A 17809-nucleotide genomic window follows, 5' to 3' on the forward strand; every position below is an offset into this window, starting at 1 on the left:
GGGCTGAGGTTCGACACGACAGGACGTCGTGTCGAACCGACCCGTTGCAAGTCAACGGTTGTGAGGGCAGCCGAAGGCCAAGGCGGTTGGGGTGCCCTTCTCTTTGGATACTTTCTCTTGGGCAAGCAAGAGAAAGTATCTCGCGCTGTGTAAATGCGTTAGACAAAGAATTGCCAACCCCAAGAGCGCGAAACACGGCTCTCCACGATCAACAGGAGATCCAAAGCGCGCGAAACCTGGTCCGAAAATTTCTAATCAGGACCAACAGCACCTCTTCACCTGCGGATCAAAACAAACACCCCGGCCGCCAACGCCAGCACCGCCATCACTTCGCTCCGATAGCTGAAGTTGAGATGCAACAGGGTGATCAACGCGGTGAGGATCAGCCAGATGCCGAGCAGGGTGCTGCCGATGATTTTCATGCGGGTCTCCTTTTATTGAATATCTTGATCAGCCGGCCGGCTCAGGCGCGCGGCCAGTCGAAGCTGAGTACGTCCGAGATATGCTGGCTGCCGGTGGCGACCATCAGCAGCCGGTCCACGCCCAGCGCGACGCCGGCACAATCCGGCAGGTCGTGCTCAAGGGCTACCAGCAGGGCCTCGTCGGCCACGCGCGGTTCCAGCCCCATCCGTTCACGACAGGCCTGGTCGGCTTCGAAACGACGACGCTGTTCGTCCGCGTCGCTCAATTCGTGAAAGCCGTTGGCCAGTTCGAGATCGCCGTGGTACAGCTCGAAGCGCGCGGCAGTCTGCCCGTCGGCATTGAGTCGCGCCAGCGAGGCCTGGCTGGCGGGATAGCCGTGGATAAAGGTGAAACGATCGGCCGGGAGACTCGGGGCCACGCGGTGGGTCATGAGCAGGTCGAGTATCGGCACCCTGCGGATCGAGACCCAACGCACGCTGGAAGACCTCGGCATGGCTGCGGTACTCGAAGACGGGGACGTTCGGGGCGAACAGCGCCGTGATGAGGTCGGCGACGTCCAGCATCAGGCGGTGGTGATCGAAACCGGTCCGATACCACTCCAGCAGGGTGAACTCGGGGTTGTGACGGGCACCCGCCTCGCCGCGCCGGAAGGCCTTGCCGAGCTGATAGATATCGCCGCTGCCGGCCGCCAGCAGGCGCTTCATGGCGTATTCGGGCGAGGTCTGCAGAAAACGGGTTTCGTCCCCGGTTGGGACGGCGAAGCCTTCGATATGCGGGTCGGTGACACCCGCCCGGCACAGCAGCGGGGTCTCCACCTCGAGCACGCCCTGCGCCATGAAAAAGGCCCGGATGCCGGAAAGCATCCGGGCCCGGGCCTGCAGCAGTTCCGCACCAGCGCTGGGGCGCCAGTCGGCCACGCTTATTCCTTGACGCGGGAGACGTACTCGCCGGTACGGGTGTCGATCTTGAGGACCTCACCCTCCTCGATGAACAGCGGCACCTTGACCACGGCGCCGGTCTCCATCGTGGCGGGCTTGGTGCCGCCGGTAGCGGTGTCGCCGCGCACGCCGGGGTCGGTCTCGGTGATGCGCAGCTCGACGAAATTCGGCGGGGTGACGGACAGCGGCTCGTTGTTCCACAGGGTCACGATGCACATGTCCTGCTCCTTGAGCCACAGCTTGGCATCGGCCACGGCCGTGGTGTCGGCGGCGTACTGCTCGAAGGTGTCCGGCACCATGAAGTGCCAGAATTCGCCATCGGTGTAGAGATACTGCATGTCGGTATCCATCACGTCGGCGGCTTCCACCGATTCGCCCGACTTGAAGGTCTTGTCGACGGTGCGCCCGGTTTTCAGATTACGAACCCTGACGCGGTTGAAGGCCTGCCCCTTGCCCGGCTTCACGAATTCGTTTTCGACGATGGTGTAGGGATCACCGTCCAACATGATCTTGAGCCCGCTCTTGAACTCGTTGGTGCTGTATGTGGCCATGCTTTCCTCTGTAAACTTGATACTTCGCCCTCAGCCAATGGCGCGCAATGATACCGGAATTAGCAGCCCATAGACACGTCCCGGACTGGCAGCAGGCGCTGGCGGACGCCATTCGCGACCCCGCCGAACTGCTGCGCGTGCTCGGCCTGCCGGCCGAACTGCCGGGTCCTGTCCGCGAGGCCGAGGGGCTGTTTCCACTGCTGGCGCCGCGCGGGTTCGTTGCGCGCATGCGCAAGGGAGACCCGCACGATCCGCTGCTGCGCCAGGTGCTGCCGCTGGGCGAGGAATGCCGCGTGCTGCCGGGCTTCTCCATCGACCCCGTCGGCGACGGTGCGGCCCAGCAGGCCCCCGGGCTGCTACACAAATACGCCGGACGTGCGCTGATGATCACCACCGGCGCCTGCGCGGTACATTGCCGTTACTGCTTTCGCCGCCACTACCCCTACGCCGAACAGGGCGCCTCGCGCAGCCGCTGGAGCGAAACGCTTGCCTACCTGGCGGACTCGCCCGACACCGATGAGATCATCCTCAGCGGCGGAGATCCGCTGACCCTGAGTGATGCCAAACTCGGCGAGCTGGTGCAGGCCCTGGAATCCGTTGCGCACCTGCAGCGGCTGCGCATCCACACCCGGCTGCCGGTGGTGCTGCCGGAGCGGATCACGCAGGAACTGCTCGACATCCTGGCCGAAACCCGTCTGAAGGTGGTGATCGTGGTGCACGCCAACCATCCCAACGAGATCGACGCGACGGTCGGCGCGGCATGCGCCGCCCTGGCGGAGCGCCATACCGTGCTCAATCAGGCGGTGCTGCTGCGTGGGGTGAACGACGATGCGCGGGTCCTGGCCGAGCTGAGCGAACGCCTGTTCGCGCACCGGGTGCTGCCCTACTACCTGCACCTGCTGGACCGCGTGCAGGGCGCCGCGCATTTCGAAGTGCCGGTGGACGAGGCCCGGAAAATCATGCGTGACCTACACGCACGCCTGCCCGGTTATCTCCTGCCCCGCCTGGCGCGGGAGGTCGCCGGGACGGCAGGTAAACAGCTGTTGGGTGTCACAGAATGAGCGAACTACGTCACATTCTGGACAGTTTGCGCTTGATTTGACCACTTGAAAGTATAAATAAGTAGTAATTCCCTTTAATATTCAGATGCATTAGAGCGTTTTCTAAAGAATAACTCTATCCTCAGGAGGCGCATGCACCTCTTCACACCCAATCAGCAGTCGCCGGACGGCGAGGGCTTCCCGACTCAGCCACGCAAGATCAAAAAGTGGCTGAAGGCGCTGCCGTTGGTGAATATGGGCGAAACCACCAGGGAGTATTACAACGGTCTGCGCCAGCTCAACCGCCTGTCGATCCCGGTCAAGGATCGCCTGGAAGACATGGAGCTGATGCGCCCCACGGCACGTATCGTGCTCACTCACCTCAACAAGCACCTCATCTCGCGCGCCCTGCCGCTGCCCGCCAAGAGCCGCAAAATCGTGCAACTGGCGCAGACCCTGATGCTGGAAATGGCACACGGCTACAAGATCTGCGTCATGGACGCGGTGGTGGGACGCGCCCGCCTCGACGCCAAGCAACTCGCCCTGACCACTCACCGTGCTATGCGCTATCTCGGCGAGGCGCTGCTCAAGTCGGCCCAGGTCTACGGCCCCGACCCCAAGAACATCTGGCACGACCTGTACCAGCTCTACGCCTTCGCGGAACAGAACCAGATCCACAACCGGTCGGTGAAGGACGAGGAACTCGAAGGCAGCAAGTCCACCATCAGCGACGAGTTCAAGAAGGTCTGCCTGCTGGCCCTCTCCCGACCGCTCAGCCTGCGCCAGGGCGAGGCCGACAGGCTGGCCGCGTTTCTGGACAGCGTGTACAGCCGCGTGGAGATCACCCGTAACTTCCTGCCCGACACCGAGGGCGGCGTGCACGTCGTCGACCTGACCAGCGACCAGCCCCCCGGGTACTATCCGCTCAGCGAGCTGGGACAAAGCCCCTCGCTGCGTACGCTCAACCTGGTCAAGGTCATGCACCTGTTGCGGGAGCGCGCCCAGGCGGGCGACGCTTCGCTAACGGAAACGATCACCAACCGCGCCGTGCTGGGCGCGGACTTCAGCCGCCGCCTGTTGCACGCCTGGTCCAGCACCGCCAAGCGCCGCTTCTCGCGCGCCGCCCGCGGCACCGGCATCACCGCAGCCCTGAGCCTGAACGGTATTTTCGAGGCCATCGAACACGATGCCGACAGCATCGCAGCAATACCACAGCCCCCAGACCCGGAGCTGCCCAAGCAGACCTCCTCTTCCGAACTGAGCCTGCAGACGATTCCGGACCATAACCGCCGGGATCACGAAGGCTTCCTCTACGACACCATGAATTCCGCGCTGCGCCACCAGAATCCCTGGGACATCATCGCGGCCGGCAACGTGGTGAGCGACGAATACTCCAAGGAGCAGAAAAAACAGGAGCTGGAGCGCATGACGCTCCATGGCCCCAAGAGCTGGCAAACCTGGCAGGTGCTCAACACCAGTGCCGGCGGCTACTGCCTGCTGTGGCACAAGGACAGCCCCTCGCGCGCCCAGGTCGGCGAACTGGTCGGGCTGCGCGAAAAGGAAGGCGGCGACTATCAATGGCGCGTCGGCGTGGTGCGCTGGATGAAATTCATCGAAACCCACGGCCTGGAGGCCGGCATCCAGTTGCTGGGGCCCAAAACCCTGCTGATCCAGATCCACAAGATCAACAATCGCCGCGCCCTGCTCCAGCGCCCCGTGAGGGCCCTGATGCTGCCCGGCATCAAGACCATCAACAAACCGCCCTCAATTCTGGTACCCTCCGACACCCTCGCCCTGGGTGACGACATCACGCTATCGGTCTTCGATCGCCAGATGCGCATCGTCCTTTCCGAGCAACTGGAACAAAGCAGTTCGTTCACCCAATACCGCTATCGCGGCTTCCAGGAAGAGCCGGAGCAGAGCCAGGACACATCACACCAGGGCAAAGACGGATTTGAATCATTATGGGACAGCCTTTGAGCCGTCCCTGGCCGCTATCGACAAGCATGTAATATGGACAAACTACTTCGAGTCATCATCGTAGAACATGATCTGAACGACGCGGAACGGGCCGTCAGCATCATCAAGAAGGCCGGTTTCGCTGTACGTCCCGAACGGGCGGACAACGTGGAGGCCTTCGGCAAGCTGCTCAAGCAGCACGCCCCCGACCTGGTGCTCTGCAACATCGACATGAGCCAGATCAGTCTCGAGCAGGTGACCAACACCATCCAGGAAGCCGGCCGGCATATCCCGGTGATCGCGCTGACCGCCGACGTCAACGCCAATATCGAGGATGCCATGGCCCTCGGCGCATCCGATCTGGTCAGCAAGGACCGCCCGGAACATCTCAAACAGGTCATCGACCGCACCGCCACCTGTCACTGGCACTGGCGCGAGGTGCAGCGCCTGCGCGGCACGGTCAAGGAATCCGAAAAACGCTGCAAGGCCCTGCTCAGCAGTTCCAAAGACGCTATCGCCTACGTGCACGAAGGCATGCATATCTACGCCAACGAGGCCTACGTGGAACTGTTCGGCTACGAGGACATAGATGAGCTGGAAGGCATGCCGATCATGGATATGGTAGGCGCCGACGACCAGCAAAAGCTGAAGGACTTCCTGCGCCATTACGAGACCGCCTCGGAAGAACACGAGAACCTGGAGCTCAGGCTGCGCAGCGAGGACGGCAACGAGTTTCCCGCCCACGTCGAATTCAGCCCGGCGAGCATGGACGGGGAACCCTGCACCCAGCTGGTGATCCGCCGCCAGGGCGACACCAAGGAGCTTGAGGAGCAGATCAGCAAACTCAAGCAACAGGATCTGGTTACCGGCCTGTACAACCGCGCCCACTTCATGGAAGAGCTCAGCAACGTCCTGTCCAAGGCGCACAACGGCCAGGGCAACGGCGCGCTGCTGACCCTGATCATCGACAAGTTCCCGGAAATCCGCAGCACCATCGGCGCGGCCAAGCAGGAGATTCTGTTGGCCGACCTGGGCGGCGTACTGAAGCAGGTCTGCGGGCCGAACGACACCCTCGCACGCATGGAAGGCGAGCATTTCGCCATCCTCACCCCGGTCTGGGAGGCGAAGCAGCTCGAGGCATACGGGCAGAAGATCGCCAAGACCGTGGCCGATCACATCTGTGAGATCGACGACAAGACGGTCACCTGCACCATGAGCATCGGCGCCACCATCCTGGACGAGAACGCCCCCGACGAGAACGAATCCCTGGTGCGCGCCGATACCGCTCAGAAAGGTATCAGCGAGCAGGGTGGAAACAATATCCTGATCTACCGCCCCAAGAAGGGCGAGATGACCCAAAAGCAGCTCGACGAGGAATGGGCGAACCGCATCCGGAGCGCCATCGAAGGCAACCACCTGCGGCTGCTGTACCAACCCATCGTCAGCCTGCATGGAGAATCGGGCGAACGCTACGAGGTCTACCTGCGCCTGCTCGACGAGGAAAGCAAGATCGTGCCGGCGATGGAATTCATGCCAAGCGCGGAACGCACCGGCGTTGCCGTGCTTCTCGACCGCTGGGTGCTCTCCCATGCCTTCGAGGCATTGGGCAAACGCCGCGAGGCACAGCCCGAGACGATCTTCTTCATCAAGCTCAGCACCGGTGCGCTGCAGGACCCGCAGGTTGCACGCTGGATCAGCGAAAAACTGCGCGAACTGCGCATACCGGCCGCCAGCGTGATCTTCGAGCTCAAGGAGGAAAGCGTGGTGAACCACCTCAAGCAGGCCAAGGAGTTTGCCAAGTTCACCAACGTCCTCAAGTGCGGCCTGGCGCTGGAAAACTTCGGCACCGGGATCGAGCCCTTCAAGCTGCTGGGCCAGTTCCCGGCGGACTTCATCAAGATCGATCCCAGCCTGATGGAGAACATCCTCGAGAGCGAGGAAAACCAGGAATCCATCCGCGGCATCGTCGACCAGTCCCACAACCAGAACAAACTGGTCGTGATTCCCCACGTGGACGATCCGAACGTGCTGTCCATGCTGTGGGGTGTCGGCGCCAACTTCGTGCAGGGCAACTTCCTCAGCCCACCCTCGGAGAAGCTCAACTACGACTTCTCCTCCATGGGCTGAGACTGGCCCCTCGCCACAAACGAACAAGGCCGCGGATATCCGCGGCCTTGTTCGTTACGGCTTGTGAACGCGGTTTGCGATCAGCGCCCGCTTTCCAGCGCGGCAATGCGCTCTTCAAGCGGCGGATGGCTCGTGAACAGCCGGCGCAGGCCGGAACCCAGGCCGCCGTTGATACCGAAGGCCGCGAACTGGCCGGGCAGTTCGTGCGGCTCGTACACCCGCTGCAACGCCTTGAGAGCGGAGATCATCTTTTCCCGTCCGGCCAGGCGGGCGCCGCCGGCATCGGCCCGGAACTCGCGCTGGCGCGAGAACCACATCACGATCATCGAGGCCAGGATGGAGAGGAAGATCTCCATCACGATCACGGTGACCCAGTAACCGATCCCGTAACCGCGCTCGTTCTTGAGCAGGACGCGATCGACCACGAAGCCCACCACGCGGGCGACGAAGATCACGAAGGTGTTCACCACGCCCTGAATCAGGGCCAACGTCACCATGTCGCCGTTGGCGACATGAGAGATCTCGTGGCCCAGCACGGCCTCGACCTCGTCCTCGTTCATGTTGTGCAGCAATCCGGTGCTCACCGCCACCAGGGCGTGATTGCGGTTCATGCCCGTGGCAAAGGCGTTGGGCTCGGGCGAATCGAACACGCCGACGTCCGGCATGCCGATCTTCGCCTCACGCGCCAGGCGCTGCACCGTGTTCATCAGCCAGGATTCCGCCTGGTTGCTGGGGCGGTCGATGACCTGGACGCCCATGGTCATCTTGGCCATGAACTTTGAAATGGCCAGCGAGATGAACGAGCCGCCCATACCGAAGACCACTGCAATAATCAGCAGCGCCTGGTAATTGATCGTTCCCTGGGCCGTTTCGATGCCGCGGGTTCCGGTAACGGCCATCACGACGTCGAGCACGATGCTCAACACCACCAGGATGGCAACGTTGGTCGCAAGGAACAGGAAAATTCGTTTCATGGTTCGTTTCGCACTCCAATCAGCGAGGGACCGACCTATTAGATAGGGGCGGCGGGCAAAAATTCAATGGGCAAACAGTAGGGTTTTAGCGCGGCGATATGACGCCGCGGTTTACCCCGCTCAGCCTTCCATGAAGCCCGGCACCAGGGCCTCCACCTTCTGGTAGCCGCGCGGCAGCTTGTGCCCGCGCCGCCCGCGTTCACCGGCGTACTCGTCCACCTCCTCGCCCTTCATGGTCTTGTACTTCTTACCCGCATAAACGGTAAGTTTTTCCCCGTCCTGAACCAGGGTGATGGCGGCGACCACCTCCTCCCGGCTGCGCAGTTTGGCCGAGGGGATGTTGATGATCTTGTTGCCCTTGCCGCGCGACATCTGCGGCAGCTCGGCCAGCGGCGTCACCAGCAGGTAGCCCTCGCTGGAGGCGGCGGCGATCCAGTCGCCCTCCAGGGAACGCACCGGCACCGGGGGCAGCACGCGCGCCCCCTTGGGTACGCTGAGCACGGCCTTGCCCGCCTTGTTGCGGGTGATCATGTCCTCCAGCCGGCACACGAAGCCGTAACCGAAGTCGGTGGCCAGCAGATAAAGGTCCTCGGGCTGGCCCATGATAACCCCCACGAAGGAGGCGCCGTCCTTGGGCGACAGCCGCCCGCTGAGCGGCTCGCCCTGCCCGCGCGCCGAGGGCAGCGAATGGGCCGGCAGCGCGTAGGTGCGCCCTTGGGAATCCAGGAACACCGCCAGCTGGTTGCTGCGCCCGCGCGCCGCAGCCAGATAGCCGTCACCCGCCTTGTAGCTCAGGGCGGAGGGGTCGACCTCATGGCCCTTGGCGGCACGCACCCAGCCCTTGCGCGACAGCACCACGGTGACCGGCTCGGTGGGGATCAGCGCGGTCTCGTCCATGGCCTGGGCGGCCTCGCGCTGCACCAGCGGCGAACGGCGCTCGTCGCCGAATTCCTCGGCGGCCGCCTCGATCTCCTTCCTGATCAGGGTGCGCAGGCGCTGGCGGGAATTGAGGGTCTTTTCCAGGTCTTCCTTCTCACGGCTCAGTTCGTCCTGTTCGCCGCGGATCTTCATCTCCTCGAGCTTGGCCAGATGGCGCAACTTGAGTTCCAGGATCGCCTCGGCCTGGGTGTCGGTGAGCCCGAAGCGCTTCATCAGCACCGGCTTGGGCTCGTCGTTCTCGCGGATGATGCGGATCACCTCGTCGATGTTGAGGTAGGCGATCAGCAGACCTTCCAGGATATGCAGGCGGGCGTTGACCTTGTCCAGGCGCCATTCCAGGCGCCGGCGGACGGTCATGGTGCGGTAGACCAGCCACTCCTTGAGCAGCGTATGCAGGTCCATGACCCGGGGACGGCCGTCCAGCCCCAGCACGTTCATGTTGATGCGGTAGCTGCGCTCGAGGTCCGTGGTGGCGAACAGGTGAGCCATCAGGGCTTCGACGTCCACGCGGTTGGAACGCGGCGTGATCACCAGCCGGGTCGGGTGCTCGTGGTCGGACTCGTCGCGCAGGTCCTCGACCATGGGCAGCTTCTTGGTGTTCATCTGCTGCGCGATCTGCTCCAGCACCTTGGCGCCGGAGACCTGGAACGGCAGCGCGGTGATGATGAGGTCGCCGTTTTCCCGCTCCCAGCGCGCCCGCATGCGCACCGAACCGCCGCCGCGCTTGTACATCTCGACGATCTCGTCGCGCGGGGTGATGATCTCAGCGTCGGTGGGAAAATCCGGCCCCTGGACGTCCTCGCACAGCGCCTCGACGTCCAGCTTGGGATTCTCGAGCAGGCGCACGCAGGCGCGTGCCACCTCGCGCAGGTTGTGCGGCGGAATGTCCGTGGCCATACCCACGGCGATGCCGGTGGCGCCGTTCAGCAACACGTTGGGCAGCATGGCCGGCAGCACCTTGGGTTCCTTGAGGGTGCCGTCGAAGTTGGGGATCCAGTCCACGGTGCCCTGCCCGAGTTCGCGCAGGAAGATCTGGGCGTAGGGCGCGAGCCGCGCCTCGGTGTAGCGCATGGCGGCAAACGACTTGGGGTCGTCCGGCGAACCCCAGTTGCCCTGCCCGTCGACCAGTGGATAGCGGAACGAGAACGGCTGGGCCATCAGCACCATGGCCTCGTAGCAGGCGGTGTCGCCGTGCGGGTGGAACTTGCCCAGCACGTCGCCGACCGTGCGCGCCGATTTCTTGTGCTTGGAGGCGGCCGACAGCCCCAACTCGGACATGGCGTACAGGATGCGGCGCTGCACCGGTTTGAATCCGTCGCCGATATGCGGCAGGGCGCGGTCCATGATGACGTACATCGAGTAATCGAGGTACGCCTTTTCGGTGAACTGGCTCAGCGGGAGCCGTTCCACGCCTTCGTAATCGACTTCGATCTGGTTTCCCATTGCTCTGCTCTACCCGTTAATGGAAACCGTGAGAATGATCCCCGGTTCCCTAATCATTCAAATGGCGCGGCGCCTTGCCCACCTTGTCGCCCAGCGCTCGCTCGCGGTCGGCGATGATGCGATCGGCGATCTCACGCGCGGCGTTCATCAGCCACATGGCGGTCTGCGAGCCCTGACGGTAGTCGGCCGGCCCGAAGGCCTGCACCCGCCCCTGACGCTGCAGGGAATTGATCTGCTGGAACTCGCGTTCGTGGCCGGGGTTGTACACACCGTAAGTGCGGCCGCTGCCATGATTGACGACCGAAAACACCGGCACATCGGAGGGCCCGTCGGCGACGTAGATCATGTTCTGGAACGGAATGCGCCGGTCCTCTTCACGGATGCTGGCGTTGACGTTGATCTGGTCGGGGTGCTTGTTGACCCCCTTGTTGATCTCGAACACCGCACGGGTCTTGGTGGTGTTGTCCAGCACGTAGCCGATCTGCGCGATCTCCGCGCCGTCGGCCTCCGGGTCCTCGACGAACTCGCAGCCCCACACCCCGTCCAGGTATTGCGCGATGGCGCTGCCGCGGATGGTGCGCGTGAAGCCGGTGCTCACCACATAGTGCTCGAGCGAGATTTCGTGATGGGCATAGGCCGGGTCCGTCTCGATGCGCGACTTGAGGTCGCCGAAGAAATCCGGCAGGCCGGGATAGAATTCCAGGCGCCTGCCCAGCTCTTCCAGCAATTGATTGGTCAGCCCCTGGAAAATGCCCTTGCGCGTGTAGCGAAGCACATGATTGAGGTAAGCCATCTCGCCGGAGACCTGCTCGCAGCCGCGCGCACGGTAATCGTCCGCCGCCTTGTTCACCTCGCCCCAGAACGTCGCCTCGTCCACCCCGAAATGCTCGAACAGCGGGCGCTGCATATAGCCCGGGATCAGCGTTTTGTCGAAATCCCAGACCACCGCGATGATGGTTTGCGTGAATAAAGGCGGCATGCTCAGACCTCGGCGAGGTTGCCCTTCTTTTCCAGCCAGTTGCGGCGGTCCGCCGCGCGCTTCTTGGCCAGCAGCATGTCGAGCAGCTTGTTGGTGTCGTCCCCCGCCTCCAGGGTGAGCTGCACCAGGCGGCGGGTGTCCGGCGCCATGGTGGTCTCGCGCAGCTGCAGCGGGTTCATCTCGCCCAGCCCCTTGAACCGGGTCACGCTGACCTTGCCCTTCTTGTTTTCGGCCTGGATACGGTTGATCACGCCCTCGCGCTCGGCGTCGTCCAGGGCGTAGTACTTTTCCTTGCCCACGTCGATGCGGTACAGCGGCGGCATCGCCACGTAGATGTGGCCGGCGGCCACCAGCGGCCGGTAATGGCGCACGAACAGCGCACACAGGAGGGTGGCGATGTGCATGCCATCCGAGTCGGCGTCGGCCAGGATGCAGATCTTGCCGTAGCGCAGCGCGGACAGGTTGTCGGAACCCGGCTCCACGCCGATGGCCACGGAGATGTCGTTGATCTCCTGCGAGCCCAGCACTTCGTCGGACTCAACCTCCCAGGTGTTCAGGATCTTGCCGCGCAGGGGCATGATCGCCTGGAACTCGCGATCGCGCGCCTGCTTGGCGGAACCGCCGGCGGAGTCGCCCTCGACCAGGAACAGCTCGGTGCGTCCCAGATCCGTGGCGGCGCAGTCGGCCAGCTTGCCCGGCAGGGCCGGCCCCTGGCTGACCTTTTTGCGCACCACCTTCTTGCCCGCACGCTGACGGCGCTGAGCGTTGCCGATGGCGAGCTGGGCGATCAGCTCACCCTGTTCGGGATGCTCGTTGAGCCACAGGCTGAAGGCGTCTTTCACCACGCCGGAGATGAACGGCGCGGCCTCGCGCGAGGACAGGCGCTCCTTGGTCTGGCCCGCGAACTGCGGGTCCAGCATCTTGAACGACAGGACGTAGCTGGCGCCCTCCCAGACATCCTCCGGCGCCAGCTTGATGCCGCGCGGCACCAGGCTGCGGAACTCGCAGAACTCGCGCACCGCCTCGGTCAGCCCCGTACGCAACCCGTTGACGTGAGTGCCGCCCTGAGTGGTCGGGATCAGGTTCACGTAACTCTCGGCGACGCCCTCGCCGCCTTCCGGCAGCCAGATCACCGCCCAGTCGACCGCCTCGGTTTCGCCCGCCACGGTCCCCATGAAGGGTTCGGCCGGCAGGATCTCGAAGCCCTGGACGGCCTCCATAAGGTAATCGCGCAGTCCGGCCTCGTACTGCCATTCCACCTTCTCACCGCTGGCCTCGTCGCGGAAGCGGACCAGCAGTCCGGGGCAAAGCACCGCCTTGGCGCGCAGGGTGTGCTTGAGGCGCTGCACGGAGAACTTGGCGCTGTCGAAGTACTTGGGGTCCGGCCAGAAGCGCAGCGTGGTGCCGGTATTGCGCTTGCCGACATCGCCGATCACTTCCAGATCGGTACGCGGCTCGCCGCCGGCGAAGGCCATGTTGTATTCCTTGCCGTCGCGCCGGATCCACACCTCCAGATGCTTGGATAGCGCGTTGACCACCGACACGCCGACCCCGTGCAGGCCGCCGGAGAAACGGTAGTTCTTGTCCGAGAACTTGCCCCCGGCATGCAGGGTGCACAGGATGACCTCGACCCCGGGCTTCTTGAGCTGCGGATGCCGGTCCACCGGCATGCCGCGTCCGTCGTCGGACACCTCCAGCGAGCCGTCCTTGTACAGCGTGACCTCGATGCGGCTGGCATAGCCGGAGACCGCCTCGTCCACGCTGTTGTCGATCACCTCCTGGGCGAGGTGATTGGGGCGGGTGGTGTCGGTATACATGCCCGGGCGCTTGCGCACCGGGTCCAGCCCGCTGAGAACTTCGATATCGGCTGCGTTGTATGCGGAATTCATCGTCTCTGCTTCATCCCCAAGATGATGGGGAGCGCCCGGCCGGGCGCCCAAGATATGGGGGGCATTATCAAGGTATTTCCTGCCCGCCATCAACCACGGGCAGCCGATTGGAACACGGCCGGGCCGTCTTGATCCAGCCCCACGCAGGCGGTGGCGTTATCCGGCTGGGGATGAGTAGACTAGCCCGATATGAGCAGCCTGCCCGCCGTCGACCCCGCCCGCAATGCCACCGTGTTCGCCTCGGCGGGCAGCGGCAAGACCTGGCTGCTGGTCGCCCGCCTGCTGCGCCTGCTGTTGGCCGGCGCCGCGCCCGACAGCATCCTGGCCATTACCTTCACCCGCAAGGCGGCCGGCGAGATGCAGGCCCGCCTCTACGAGCGTCTGCGCGAATGGTCGGGCATGACGGACGATGCGCTGATCCGGGCCCTGGGCGAGATCGGCATCGAATCACCGGACGCCGACACCCTGGACCGGGCGCGCAACCTCTACGAGCAACTGCTGTTCAGCCCACACGCCGTGCGCACCACCACCTTTCATGCCTTTTGCCAGGACATACTGCAGCGCTTCGCGCTGGAGGCGGATATCCCGCCGGGCTTCGAACTGGTGGAAACCATCGGCGATCTGGCCGACGAGGCCTGGGCCGCCCTGTTCGCCGAAGCCGGCGCCGCTCCCGCAGGCGTCCTCGCCGGCCAGCTGGAGACCCTGTTCGACCAGACCGGCAGCCTGTTCAACCTGCGCGGCGCGCTGAACGCCTTTCTCGCCCGGCGCGAGGACTGGTGGGCCTGGACAGAAGCAGAAGCCGATCCCGTCGCGGCCGCCGATCAGCATCTTCGCGAACGCCTGGAGGTCGATCCAGACCAGGACCCCTATCAGGCATTTTTCACCCCGCAGACACTCACCGATCTCAAGACCTTCGCCGAACTGCTCAACCGCCATCCCACCCAGACCAATACCCGCCACGCACAACTGATCGAACAGGTGCTGGCCGTCGGGGACCGGAGCGAAGCGGCGTTTCTCGATGTGGCCGGGGTGTTCCTGACGCAAAAGGGCGAACCGCGAGCGCGCAAGGCCTCCGCCAGCCAGGCGAAGAAGATGACCGAAGCGGGCGAGGAGACCTTCCTGCATCTGCACGGCGAACTGGCCGCCCGGCTGCAGGCCACCCAGGACATCGCCAATCGCATCCAGACCCTGATTTTGAACCAGGCCTGGTATGCCGTCGGACAGCGGTACCTGGAACTCTTTCAGCAGATCAAGACGGAGCGCCGCCTGCTCGACTTCACCGACCTGGAATGGCTGACCTACCGCCTGCTGAACGCCAGCGACCATGCCCTGTGGGTGCAGTACAAGCTCGACCAGCGCATCGATCACCTGCTGATCGACGAATTGCCAAGCAGTCGATTTACGGCTTCCGCCGCGCTAACCCGGCCCTGCAGGCCGAGGCCGGCAACTGGCTGCGCGATCACCTGCAGGGACAGGATTTCAGCCTGCATGCCTCCTGGCGCTCCTCGCCCGCGATCATCGACTTCGTCAACGCGCTGTTCACCGCCACCCCGCTGGCCGGACACATCCAGAACTTCGAAACCCACGCCACGCATCGCACCGAAGACTGGGGCGAGGTGGCGCTGCTGCCCGCCGCGACCGTCCCTGAAATGGAGGAACCGGATTCGCCCGAAGGGCTGCGCAATCCGCTGGAGCGGCCCCGTCCGCCCGCACCGCCGACAGCCTATCAGCAAGAGGCACAGCGCATCGCCTCGACCCTGCAGGCCATGATCGACAGCCGCACGCCGGTGCGCGCCGGCGATGCCAGCCGGGCGATGAATTACGGCGACGTCATCATCCTGGTGCCCAACCGCACCCACAGCGAGGAGATCGAGCACGCCCTGCGCCGGGTAAGCATTCCCTACCTGGGCGCCGAGCGCGGCACGTTGCTGGAAAGCCTGGAAATCGAAGACCTGATCGCCCTGCTCAACACTCTGCTGACGCCGTTCGACGATCTCGCGGTCGCCCAGGTGCTGCGCTCCCCGCTGTTCGCCGCCAGCGACGAGGACCTGATGCTCATCGCCCGGACCATCGGGCGCGGCTGGCTGGCCAAGCTCCAGCGCGCCGCCGAACTGCCCGATGCACCACCCGCGCTGTCGCGCGCGGCCTCATTGCTCGAACGCTGGCGGCAACTGGCCGGCACGCTGCCGATCCACGACCTGCTGGACCGCATCTTCCACGAAGGCGACGTCGTCCGGCGCTACGAAGCTGCCGCGCTTCCTGCGCAGCGCGGTGCGGTACGCGCCAACCTGACCCGCTTTCTGGAACTCGCCCTCGAGGTGGACAGCGGCCGTTATCCCAGCCTGGTCCACTTTCTGTCCCGGCTGCGCAGCCTGCGCGGGGTGAACCAGGAGGCCCCGGACACGCCACCGGCCAGCACCGGCGAACCCCGCGTGCGCATCATGACCATCCACGCCGCCAAGGGGCTGGAAGCCCCGGTGGTGTTCCTGGCCAACGCCGACGGCATCCTGCGCGAACGCGCCACCTGGGACGCCACCGTGGAGTGGCCGGCCGACCAGGAGCGTCCCCGACTCATGCTGCTGATTCCCGGCAGCAGCCGGCGTGACGACTGCACCCGAGCCATCCTCGAACAGGTCCGCAGCCAGGCGGAGCGCGAAACAGCGAACCTGCTGTATGTCGCGGTTACCCGTGCGCGGCAGTACCTGTACCTCTCCGCCGCCGGCGATCCGGACAAGATGCGCTGGTACGAGTGGCTGCGCGAGGCGATGACGCAGGCTGGCGCCGTACAGGTCGACGACACCCTGTGCCTGCGCCGGGGCGAGCCCCTGCCCGCCCCCGCTGGCGGCGAACCGGCGCTGGCCGAGGAGATCGATGTGCCCGCGGCACTCGGCCGGCCGCTCGTTTCCACAGAAACCGAGCAGGCGCTCAGCCCCAGCCAGGTTGCGGCTATCGGACACACCGGCACGGAACAGGACGAGGACGGCCTGCTGCGCGGCCAGGTAATACATCGCATGCTGGAATTGCTCGCCACGGACCCGTCCCTGAACGATGCGGCCCTGGCAGCCCGCATGGCTGCTGAATTCGAAAGCCCCGCCGACGAAAACGCCATGGCGGTATGGAGCGCAGAAACCCGCGCGGTCATCGCAGACCCCGCGCTGGCGGAAGTCTTCGCCCCCGATGCGCAGGTACGCGTCTACAACGAGGTACCGATCCTGTCTCGACAGGATAAGCGTCTGGTCCGCGGCGTCATCGACCGCCTGCTGGTATGGCCCGAGCACTGCCTGATCGTCGACTACAAAACCCATCGCATACCATCGGGCGGCGAGTTCGATACACTGGCCGCCGGATACCGCCAGCAGCTGATGCATTATCGGGCCGCCGTGGAGCGGCTGTATCCAGGACGTCGTATCGACACCGCCCTGCTGTTCACCCACAGCCGACGCCTGTATCCCATTACTTGAATCCGAATCCGTCGCCCCTATATTGGCGGATATCGACGCCCTTCCCCGGGCGACAACGCCCATTCAGCAACAGGCATGAGAGTCCATGAGCGAATCGCCTTATATCTTTACCATTACCGAGGAAAACTTCGCCGAGGTCGTGCTGGAAGGCTCGATGAAGGTCCCCGTCCTGGTCGACTTCTGGGCGGCCTGGTGCGGCCCCTGCCAGTCCCTGATGCCGGTGCTCGCCAAGCTGGCCGACGAATATCAGGGCCAGTTCCTGCTCGCCAAGATCAACAGCGACGAACAGCAGGCCCTGGCAGCCCAGTTCGGCGTGCGCAGCCTGCCTACCGTGAAGGTGTTCCGCAACGGCCAGCCGGTCGACGAGTTCATGGGCGCGCAACCGGAATCGGCCGTTCGCGAAGTCATCGAACGCCATATCGTTCGCGAGTCCGACCTGGTGCACGCCGAGGCCGTTAAGCTGTTCAACGCCGGCGATCTCAAGGGTGCCGTGGAAAAGATGCGCAGTGCCCACGAAATGGACCCCGGCAACAAGCGCATCGTCATCGACCTCGCCAAGCTGTATGCCGAAGACGGCCAACGCGAAACGGCGATGCAATTGCTCGAAAAACTGCCGCTGGACGCGCGCATCTCCGACGAGGTGAAGTCACTGGAGGCAAAGCTGCGCTTTGCAAACGCGGCGGGTGGCGACCGCGCCGCCTTGTCCGCCAGCGTCGAACAGAACCCGGACGACCTGGAAGCCCGCCAGCAACTGGCCGCCAGCTACATCTCCAGCGGTGAATACGAGGCAGGAATGGAACAGCTGCTGGAAATCATGAAACGCGACCGGTCGTTCGGCGACGACGCCGGACGCAAGGGCCTGCTGGACGTGTTCGAGATGCTGGGGGCCGACAATCCCTTGACGCAGCAGTATCGGCGGAAGTTGTCGTCGTTGTTGCTGTGATTAGTTGATGTTGCCGTTTGCGGCATGGCGACACGGTCTGGGCGGCCCTTGCGTCCGGCGTCGTCGCCGAACGACCGGTCGCGTTTCATGATTTCCAGCAGCTGTTCCATTCCTGCCTCGTATTCACCGCTGGAGATGTAGCT

The 17809-nt window shown here is 64.2% G+C and carries 12 protein-coding genes and 2 pseudogenes; 6 read left to right on the top strand and 8 right to left on the bottom strand.

Annotated features, from left to right (window positions below; genetic code table 11):
• Nucleotides 1-275: 275 nt before the first annotated feature.
• From P8Y64_10220 to efp, 3 genes and pseudogenes are all read right to left on the bottom strand, one after another.
• A complete protein-coding gene (locus P8Y64_10220) occupies nucleotides 276-422 on the bottom strand; it encodes a hypothetical protein (protein MEJ2060845.1) in 147 nt (48 codons plus the stop codon).
• Between the two features lie 41 nt (nucleotides 423-463).
• A pseudogene (locus tag P8Y64_10225) lies at nucleotides 464-1286 on the bottom strand (EF-P lysine aminoacylase GenX).
• Between the two features lie 56 nt (nucleotides 1287-1342).
• Entirely contained in the window at nucleotides 1343-1912 is a 570-nt protein-coding gene (gene efp, locus P8Y64_10230) for an elongation factor P (GenBank protein ID MEJ2060846.1), read from the bottom strand.
• A 47-nt stretch (nucleotides 1913-1959) separates the two neighbouring features.
• Between efp and epmB the strand changes: the two genes are divergently transcribed.
• The 3 genes from epmB to P8Y64_10245 all read left to right on the top strand — a co-directional run bounded on the left by epmB (nucleotide 1960) and on the right by P8Y64_10245 (nucleotide 7038).
• Entirely contained in the window at nucleotides 1960-2973 is a 1014-nt protein-coding gene (gene epmB, locus P8Y64_10235) for an EF-P beta-lysylation protein EpmB (GenBank protein MEJ2060847.1), read from the top strand.
• A gap of 132 nt (nucleotides 2974-3105) precedes the next feature.
• Nucleotides 3106-4932, top strand: a complete 1827-nt coding sequence (locus tag P8Y64_10240) for a hypothetical protein (protein MEJ2060848.1) — start codon at nucleotides 3106-3108, stop codon at nucleotides 4930-4932.
• A gap of 33 nt (nucleotides 4933-4965) precedes the next feature.
• The gene (locus P8Y64_10245; GenBank protein MEJ2060849.1) at nucleotides 4966-7038 is read left to right on the top strand and encodes an EAL domain-containing protein; all 2073 of its coding nucleotides are present in this window, start codon (nucleotides 4966-4968) and stop codon (nucleotides 7036-7038) included.
• A gap of 80 nt (nucleotides 7039-7118) precedes the next feature.
• On the opposite strand, the gene htpX is transcribed toward P8Y64_10245, so the two are convergent.
• From htpX to parE, 4 genes are all read right to left on the bottom strand, one after another.
• Nucleotides 7119-8012, bottom strand: a complete 894-nt coding sequence (gene htpX / locus P8Y64_10250; protein ID MEJ2060850.1) for a protease HtpX — start codon at nucleotides 8010-8012, stop codon at nucleotides 7119-7121.
• A gap of 120 nt (nucleotides 8013-8132) precedes the next feature.
• A complete protein-coding gene (parC, locus tag P8Y64_10255) occupies nucleotides 8133-10394 on the bottom strand; it encodes a DNA topoisomerase IV subunit A (GenBank protein MEJ2060851.1) in 2262 nt (753 codons plus the stop codon).
• A gap of 49 nt (nucleotides 10395-10443) precedes the next feature.
• Nucleotides 10444-11373 (bottom strand): HAD family hydrolase, encoded by a 930-nt coding sequence (locus P8Y64_10260; protein MEJ2060852.1) that lies wholly within the window; start codon nucleotides 11371-11373, stop codon nucleotides 10444-10446.
• Between the two features lie 2 nt (nucleotides 11374-11375).
• The gene (gene parE, locus P8Y64_10265; GenBank protein MEJ2060853.1) at nucleotides 11376-13262 is read right to left on the bottom strand and encodes a DNA topoisomerase IV subunit B; all 1887 of its coding nucleotides are present in this window, start codon (nucleotides 13260-13262) and stop codon (nucleotides 11376-11378) included.
• A 189-nt stretch (nucleotides 13263-13451) separates the two neighbouring features.
• Here parE and P8Y64_10270 point away from each other — a divergent pair, with 189 nt between their 5' ends.
• The 3 genes from P8Y64_10270 to trxA all read left to right on the top strand — a co-directional run bounded on the left by P8Y64_10270 (nucleotide 13452) and on the right by trxA (nucleotide 17666).
• Nucleotides 13452-15032: a UvrD-helicase domain-containing protein gene (locus P8Y64_10270; protein ID MEJ2060854.1), complete on the top strand. Its 1581-nt coding sequence runs from the start codon at nucleotides 13452-13454 to the stop codon at nucleotides 15030-15032.
• Entirely contained in the window at nucleotides 15029-16723 is a 1695-nt protein-coding gene (locus tag P8Y64_10275; protein ID MEJ2060855.1) for a 3'-5' exonuclease, read from the top strand. Before P8Y64_10270 ends, P8Y64_10275 begins: the two co-directional genes overlap by 4 nt.
• Nucleotides 16724-16808: 85 nt before the next feature.
• Nucleotides 16809-17666 (top strand): thioredoxin, encoded by an 858-nt coding sequence (gene trxA / locus P8Y64_10280; protein MEJ2060856.1) that lies wholly within the window; start codon nucleotides 16809-16811, stop codon nucleotides 17664-17666.
• A gap of 59 nt (nucleotides 17667-17725) precedes the next feature.
• On the opposite strand, the pseudogene P8Y64_10285 reads toward trxA, so the two are convergent.
• Nucleotides 17726-17803, bottom strand: a pseudogene (locus P8Y64_10285) (hypothetical protein).
• Nucleotides 17804-17809 lie beyond the last annotated feature (6 nt).

The organism is Gammaproteobacteria bacterium (assembly GCA_037388465.1).
Taxonomy (GTDB): domain Bacteria; phylum Pseudomonadota; class Gammaproteobacteria; order SpSt-1174; family SpSt-1174; genus JARRKE01.